General features: G+C 34.1%; 6 protein-coding genes. All 6 read left to right on the top strand.

Features of this window, described 5'->3' with window-relative positions; genetic code table 11:
• The coding region (locus E2558_RS11935) for an LPXTG cell wall anchor domain-containing protein (protein WP_135789037.1) at nucleotides 1-1082 on the top strand (1082 nt) is incomplete at its 5' end.
• A gap of 153 nt (nucleotides 1083-1235) precedes the next feature.
• Complete coding sequence (secY2, locus tag E2558_RS11930) at nucleotides 1236-2435, top strand: accessory Sec system protein translocase subunit SecY2 (protein WP_126565427.1); 1200 nt, start codon at nucleotides 1236-1238, stop codon at nucleotides 2433-2435.
• Nucleotides 2436-2445: 10 nt separating this feature from the next.
• Complete coding sequence (gene asp1 / locus E2558_RS11925) at nucleotides 2446-4014, top strand: accessory Sec system protein Asp1 (protein WP_126565428.1); 1569 nt, start codon at nucleotides 2446-2448, stop codon at nucleotides 4012-4014.
• Nucleotides 4004-5566 carry an accessory Sec system protein Asp2 gene (asp2, locus tag E2558_RS11920; RefSeq protein WP_126565429.1) on the top strand — a complete coding sequence of 521 codons (1563 nt, stop codon included), beginning with the start codon at nucleotides 4004-4006 and terminating at the stop codon, nucleotides 5564-5566. Before asp1 ends, asp2 begins: the two co-directional genes overlap by 11 nt.
• Nucleotides 5556-6098: an accessory Sec system protein Asp3 gene (gene asp3, locus E2558_RS11915; RefSeq protein ID WP_126565447.1), complete on the top strand. Its 543-nt coding sequence runs from the start codon at nucleotides 5556-5558 to the stop codon at nucleotides 6096-6098. Before asp2 ends, asp3 begins: the two co-directional genes overlap by 11 nt.
• Nucleotides 6091-8481, top strand: a complete 2391-nt coding sequence (secA2, locus tag E2558_RS11910; RefSeq protein ID WP_126565430.1) for an accessory Sec system translocase SecA2 — start codon at nucleotides 6091-6093, stop codon at nucleotides 8479-8481. The genes asp3 and secA2 overlap by 8 nt, the downstream gene beginning before the upstream one ends.
• Nucleotides 8482-8487: the final 6 nt, after the last annotated feature.

Genomic DNA, 8487 nt, shown 5'->3' with positions numbered 1-8487 from the left:
CAACAAGCATGAGTGACTCAACAAGTACAAGCACATCAGACAGTGAATCAGCATCAACAAGCGTGAGCACATCAGACAGTGCGTCAACATCAACAAGTGTGAGCGACTCAACAAGTACAAGCACATCAGACAGTGAATCAGCATCAACAAGCGTGAGTGATTCAACAAGTGCAAGTACGTCATTAAGTGGATCAGAAAGTGCTAGTCTTTCAGACTCAACAAGCACAAGTACATCAGATAGTGCATCAACATCAACAAGTGTGAGCGACTCAACAAGCGCAAGCACATCAGACAGTGAGTCAGCATCAACAAGCGTGAGTGACTCAACAAGCGCAAGCACATCAGATAGTGCGTCAGCATCAACAAGCGTGAGCGACTCAACAAGCGCAAGCACATCATTAAGTGCTTCAACATCAACAAGCGTGAGCGACTCAACAAGCGCAAGCACATCAGACAGTGAGTCAGCATCAACAAGCGTGAGTGACTCAACAAGCGCAAGCACATCAGACAGTGCATCATCATCAACAAGTGTGAGTGGCTCAACAAGTGCAAGCACATCAGATAGTGCGTCAGCATCAACAAGTGTGAGTGACTCAGATTCAGGTAGTGGCTCAACGTCACACAGTGAATCACATACAGAAAGTCATACAAACTCAATGAGTCAATCAGACTCAAACAGTGGTTCAACAAGCACAAGTGATTCAGTATCACATAGCAGTTCACATTCAGATAGCTATACAAATTCAGCAAGTCATTCAAGCTCTGAAAGTGCATCGACTCATACAAGTGAATCTAATACACATTCAACATCAATGAGTCTTTCAACTTCAGAGAGCACTACTACAAGTGATTCAACTTCAATGAATGCAAGTAAATCAAATAGTATGAGTACATCAGAATCACAAAGTCATAATTCTCAAGTACACAGTACGTCACAACATCACAAAGACAATACTGATTTACCAGATACTGGTAACGATAGTTCAAACTCATCAGTATTAGTCTCAGCTGTAGCAGCAATGTTAGCGGGATTAGGAATGATTAGAAGATCTCGTAAAAATAAGAAAGATAAAAAAGAGTAGAGTTTCGATATTGAAAGTCTGATTTTACTCTAAATAAAAAGAGGCTAAAGCATAATTATTGGTTGAGATAAGCTTTCCAAACCAAAGTAATTAATGTCTTTAGCCTCTTTGATATAATATAGAAAAATTTATTTTTAAATATTAGGTGGAATTATGTTCAAAGAGCAGGAATATAAAGTGTTATATAAAAGAATATTATTCACATGTTTCATATTAGTTATTTACATTTTAGGGAGTAATATTTCTATAATTGGTGCTAGAAGGATTCGAGATACAAAAGATACATTTTTTAAGTTAGCCATTTCTAATGTTGGGGGAGACCTTGCTACATTAAATATTTTTTCATTAGGACTTGGTCCTTGGCTAACTTCTTTAGTCATTATAATGTTATTGAATTATCGAGACATTGACAAAGTTACTAAGCAAACACGTTCTGAGAAACATTGTAAAGAGCGTATATTAACTTTATTATTTGCAGCATTTCAAAGTTATTATGTAATTAACACATATATTCATAATAATTTTATAAAAGATACTAATATCATTTTGCTCATGTTAGTACTTATTACAGGTACGATGTTTCTTGTCTGGTTAGCAGACCAGAATATTACTTATGGTATTGCTGGTCCTATGCCTATTGTTCTCATGAGTTTAACCAAATCTTTATTTAACAACCAACATTTTATGAAATTAAATATTAGTGTAGTCATGCTAATTTTAATTATTGCAATTTTAGTTATTGCATTATTTTTCTTATTATTTATTGAGTTGTCAGAATATCGTTTAAATTATAAAGATATTATGAACAATTCTACTCATAAGACACCGACCTATCTAGCTTGGAAATTAAATCCAGCAGGAAGTATTTCAATTATGGTTAGTTTGTCAGCTTTTGTACTTTTAAATAATTTAATTAATTTAATAGTTTCTCTGTTTGGTATAAACCTTAATTTAAACTTTTTGAGTTTTAATCATCCACTAGGTATTACAAGTTATTTCGTTTTACAAATTATATTAAATTATTTACTGTCGCGCTTCTTAATTAATACAAAGAAAAAAGCTAGAGAATTTTTAAAAAATGGAAATTATTTCGACTCAGTGAATCCTGGGAAAGAAACAGAACGTTATTTAAATCTAAAAGCGCGTAGAGTATGTTGGACTGGCGCAATTATCGTAGCTTTTATTTTAGCTATTCCTATGTATTCAACGTTATTTGTTCCAAATATGTCAAAAGAAATCTATTTTTCAGTTCAACTAATTATTTTAGTGTATATCAGTATAAATATTGGAGAAACGATTCGTACATATTTATACTTCGATCGTTATAAACAGATTTTGAATAAATATTGGTAAGGAGATTATTATGAAACAGTTTATACCCGCATGGTACGATTCAACTTATTGGTGGGATAGCGCTGTCGAGCCTTTTTTCAGAAAAAAAAAAGTTACTGAATTTGACGATATGGTGAGCTTATTGTCAATGTATCGTAAAAATGAAGAAACATTCACAACGCTTATTCTAAATTATCAGCCCATGTTGCGTTTGTTTCTACATCGGCATCAGCTCTATGAAGTAACTTATTGGTCTCTCTTCGATGCTATTCAAGGTGCTCAGAATGTAACACCGCAAGCGATAGATTATAGAGATTTAGCTTGGCCAGAAGATACTGAGTTTATATATACTTCGTTTCAAGTTATCGCGATTACGGCTACCAATATGTATTCTAAGATTAATTTCAGCCAAGAAGGATACTTGCTTTGGATTGAAGACTTTGAAAATGAAGTGCTTAAACGGAAGTTTATTTTTGATGATAGGGGTTTTATTTCCTCAATTGAGTCTTATGACTTAAATAGTAAGCCAGCGTATAGAGACTATTTAAATGTCGATGGGTCTACCATTATGAGACAGAATTTTAACACACAAAATATAACTATTATGGCTGAGTATCAACCTCATTTTCAAAAAACAGAATATAACAATATGGACGAATTAATACACGAAAAATTAAGTGAATTTAACGACAATAATCTAAAAACTAACGATAAACTTATTGTGGCGGCAGATGAACGACACAATAAATTATTAAATGATATATTTCAACCTGAAAATATATGTTATTCGCTCTTCACACCACGTAACAAGCATGTTCATGATGAGTTATTAAAATCCATTACAGTAGCAAATCAATGTGTAGTAGATACGCAGGAAAATGAAAGGAAAATTGATGCCTTTGTGTCAGATAATCGACAATCTCAACAGTTTAATTACATGCGTATTACGCCGTTTGAAGCACAAATGTTACCAAATATAAGTAGTCAATTATACGAAACCAATATAGGTGTTTGGGTAGATGGCTTAACGGACAATGAATTGCAATCGCTTATGACGCAGTTAGCACAGTATATTTATCATCATGAAAAAATAAAAATAATTTTAATGACGAAATCAAGTAATCATGAAATAGCGCCATGGCTTAAAGAAGAGGTACAAAAAATTAATGATTCTTTAAATACAGAAAATGAAGAATTATCTTTAGAAGTGCGCGATATTCTGGAAACAGAACTTGAAAATATAGAAGCAATTAAAATCATTTCTGTACCTTTTGAAGAAGATTTAATGAAAGCTATCTCTCAATTAAGGATTGTAATTGATTTAAACTCAGAGCCGGATTTATATTTGCAAATTTCAAGTATTAGTGCAGGTATTCCGCAAATAAATAAAAGCCAAACAGATTATGTTGAGCATAAATTAAATGGGCTAATCATTGAAAATATGGAACAACTCCATATGGCATTAGATTATTTCTTACTTAATCTAAAAAATTGGAATTATTCTTTCGCACATTCTATAAAATTGAGTGAAAATTTCAGCTCAAAATTTATTATTCAACAGCTTGATAGTTTGATAGAAGGTGGAACATATGGCACGTAAATTTAGGATATTACAAGTGGGGGGCAAAGATTTAGAACCTCTATTCGATAATAAAAAAAATGTAGAGTGGGATTATCTTGATGATACGCTTTTTCAATTTGAAAGTGGATACATTGAAGCAGTTCAAGAGATTATTAATGCATATGGTGATTTCGATTTTGTATTTGTGCAAAGTCCGTACTCTCAACCATTAATGAAGTTATTACAACTTGTTAGTACGCCTCATAACACAGTAATTGATTCCCATGTGTGGACTTCAGAATTTGAAAATGAAACGCTTGTCAGAACTAAACTAATTAAAAAATTAGAGTATGAAACAGAAGAAGAATTGCATAATAAATTATTAGCGGTGACATTTCCTGGGCAATATGGCGATAGAATATCTCCAATTAAGGCAATAGTGAAGCCTCATTTTCAAGGGGAGTATTGGTATGAGGGGAATACGGCGCTTGTAATTGAAGGTGATTTTGGACAATCATTTAAACCACTTGTGACATGGACGCAACGCTTGGTTAATGACCAAGAGAAAGTAAATGAAATTTGGCCCGAATATGAAATTGATGGGAATGTTGAGATAGAGTACACGCTTAGAATTACACCTAATGGATCTATTGACTTTCCTAACCAAACATTGCGTTTTGAACATCAAGATTTGAAAGAACCTATACAGTTGCCACGCTTGCCATATCAAGCTAATGTCAGTGTATCTCTAAAGGCTAAAGGAGCAGGGAAGATTAAATTAGGTGCTATCCATAAGCGCTGGTCGCGTCTTGAAATGGGGCAATTTATCATGGGTGGTAAGCGTTTTGCTGATGCTCATCGTAAGGAATTTATTTATTATTTCAATCCCGGTGATATGAAGCCTCCGCTCAATGTCTATTTTAGTGGTTATCGCCCTGCTGAAGGCTTTGAGGGTTATTTCATGATGAACAAGATGGATGCGCCATTTATTTTAATTGGTGATCCAAGGCTTGAAGGTGGCGCATTCTATCTAGGTTCTGACACTTTTGAAAAGGGTATTATTGATGTTATACGTAATGCAATTGAGTTTCTCAATTTCAAACCGAACGATTTGATTTTATCTGGCTTATCGATGGGTTCGTTTGGAGCTTTGTATTATGCTACAGAGTTAGAGCCTGCAGCGGTAGTAGTTGGGAAACCTCTACTTAATGTAGGGTCGATTGCAGATAATATGAAGTTATTACATCCAAACGAATTCGGTACAGCGAACGATGTATTACTAGCGAATGAAGGTGGTATTTCTCAAGCAGATATCGACCAATTGAATACACGTTTTTGGGAAAAAATAAAAAACAGTAATCTCTCAAAAACAACATTTGCGATTGCTTATATGCAACATGATGATTATGATGCGACAGCCTTTCAAGCATTGTCACCAGTTCTTAGTCAACACCGTGCACATGTGATGAGTCGTGGTGTGCCTGGTCGCCATAACGATGACACACCAACAATTACAAACTGGTTTGTAAATTTTTATAATATTATCTTAAAAGATCAATTCGGGAGAGATAGTGTTGTCAATGCAAAATGAATTTAAAATTGAATGGCGACATATTAATCGAAAAACATTTATGTATGGCACAAAATTGCAGTTTAGAGAAGAGGGGGCATATTTTGAAAATCCCTTAATGCCTTCTGGAATGGTAATTCATGATTGGCATATGATTACTGATTTTTATAGTGACAAAACAATACCTTCGCTTCCTATTTTGAAAAGAGGGCATCGCTATACGTTAACTTTAAATTATAAAGTAAACCCACCAGGTGCGGCCTACATCAAGATGACGTTTTATCGTAAAAATGATACAGAAATTTCATATTTGATAATTAAAGAAGATGTGTCAGAATTTCAATTTCCTGTAGAGGCTTATGCATATAAATTAGAATTAATTAATGCAGGGTTATCGGTTCTGCATTTTCAAAATATAGAAATTAAGGAATTAAGTGCAAACAAGGACGAAATGACAGATTCTGAGGTATCAAACGCTCAATCTAAAGTAGAAGTTATGAATCGCGTTATAGCTAAAGCAAGAGGACGAAATGGGGGTGGAGCTGATGGCTGATCGAGTGAATCATTTGATTAATCAAATGCGTTTGAAGCGATTAAAAAAGCAACTCATTGAGGTAAAGCGATATAGTGAAGTGTTTGCAAATTACACCGATGAAGAGTTACAAGCGAAAACGACGGATTTTAAAAAGCGTTTAGCTGATGAGGAAACGACGCTAGATAAGTTGTTGCCAGAGGCTTATGCCACCATTCGAGAAGCTTCGAAACGCGTATTGGGTATGTATCCGAAAGAAGTGCAAGTCATGGGAGCTATTGTGATGCATCAAGGCAATATTGCTGAAATGCAGACGGGTGAAGGCAAGACGTTGACGGCGACAATGCCTCTCTATTTGAATGCACTCACAGGCAAAGGTGCATTTCTAATTACGACAAATGATTATCTGGCTAGTCGAGATTTTCAAGAAATGAAACCTTTATTTGAATGGTTAGGATTAACAGCATCTCTCGGGTTTGTAGATATTCCTGATTACGAATACGCAGAAGGTGAGAAACAGTTTTTATATAACCACGATATTATTTATACAACAAACGGGCGATTAGGATTTGATTATTTATTTGATAATCTAGCCGATCATATTGATGCGAAATACTTACCAGAATTGAATTTTGCGATTATTGATGAAGTGGATTCGATTATTTTAGATGCTGCTCAAACACCTTTAGTTATTTCTGGGGCACCACGTGTGCAATCTAATCTATTTCACATTATAAAAATGTTTGTGGAAACATTAGTTGAAGACGAGCATTTCAAAGTGAAGTTGAATAAAAAAGAAGTGTGGCTTACGGAAGAAGGAATTGAAGCGGCAAATCATTATTTTAAAGTTTCAAATATGTATGACCCTAAACACTTTGATTTGGTACGTGTGATTAATTTATCTTTACGCGCAAAATATTTATTCAAAGATAATATGGATTATTTTATTTATAACGGGGAAGTTGTACTTATTGACCGTATCACAGGTCGAATGTTACCAGGCACAAAATTACAATCCGGCTTACACCAAGCGCTTGAAGCAAAAGAAGGCGTTGAATTATCGCAAGATTTAAGTGTAATGGCAACGATTACTTTCCAAAATTTATTTAAATTATTTAATAAGTTTTCAGGAATGACAGGAACTGGAAAACTGGGTGAAAAAGAATTCTTTGAATTATATTCAAAATTAGTTGTACAAATTCCAACTGATCATCCTATTATTCGTAAGGATAAAGAAGATAAAGTTTATGCAAAATCTGAAGAGAAGAACGAAGCAATTCTAGAGAAAGTGATAGAGGTTCATCAAACAAAACAACCTATCTTACTGATTACTAGAACGGCTGAAGCAGCAGAATATTTCTCAGCACAACTGTTTAAACAAAATATTCCTAATAACTTGTTGATTGCGCAAAATGTGGCAAAGGAAGCACAGATGATTGCAGAAGCAGGTCAAATAGGTGCTGTAACGGTATCGACAAGTATGGCTGGACGTGGAACTGACATTAAATTAGGAGCAGGCGTTCATGAAATTGGTGGTCTAGCGGTAATCATTAATGAACATATGGAAAACAGCCGAGTTGATAGACAGTTACGAGGACGTGCTGGACGCCAAGGTGACCCAGGTATATCTCAAATTTATGTATCTTTAGACGATTATATTGTAAAAAGATGGAGTAATGCCAAATTAGCTGAAAATGAGAAAGTAAAAGATATTAATCCTAAGAAATTGCAGGAGAGTCCATTTTTCAGAAATAGAGTAAGAAATATTGTGACAAAAGCACAACGTGTATCAGAAGAAACAGCTATGATGAATCGTGAAATGGCAAATGAATTTGAGAAAAGTATCGGTATTCAACGGGACCGTGTTTATGAAGAACGAAATCGTATCCTTGAAACTCAAGATTTTAGTCAGTTTGATTTCAATTCACTTGCGCATGAAGTATTCGAATATGACCTAAAGGCAGAACGCATAGACAATGCAGATAAGGTCATCCATTATATTTATAACAATTTAAGTTTTAACTTTAATGACGCATCAATTACACAACATATGCAAACACGTGAGAAAACCTTACAGTATTTAATACAGCTTTTTAATAAAAAATTAGAAGATAATTTAAAAATAGCGAATAATGATTACTATAAATTACGATTTTTCCAAAAAGCGATTTTAAAAGCAATTGATGTGGAATGGATTAATCAAGTGGACCAGTTACAACAATTAAAGGCAAGCGTTAATAATCGTCAAAATGGACAACGTAATGCCATGTTTGAATATCATAAAGTAGCTTTAGAAACATATGAAACCATGATGATTAATATAAAACGTGATATTATTCGTAATTTATGTTTAAGCATTTTAACGTTTGATAAAAAACAAGATTTAGTAATACATTTTCCTTAAAATGAG

It is taken from the genome of Staphylococcus pragensis, assembly GCF_004785665.1.
Taxonomy (GTDB): Bacteria; Bacillota; Bacilli; order Staphylococcales; family Staphylococcaceae; genus Staphylococcus; species Staphylococcus pragensis.
This window is presented reverse-complemented; position numbering and strand designations above follow the sequence as displayed.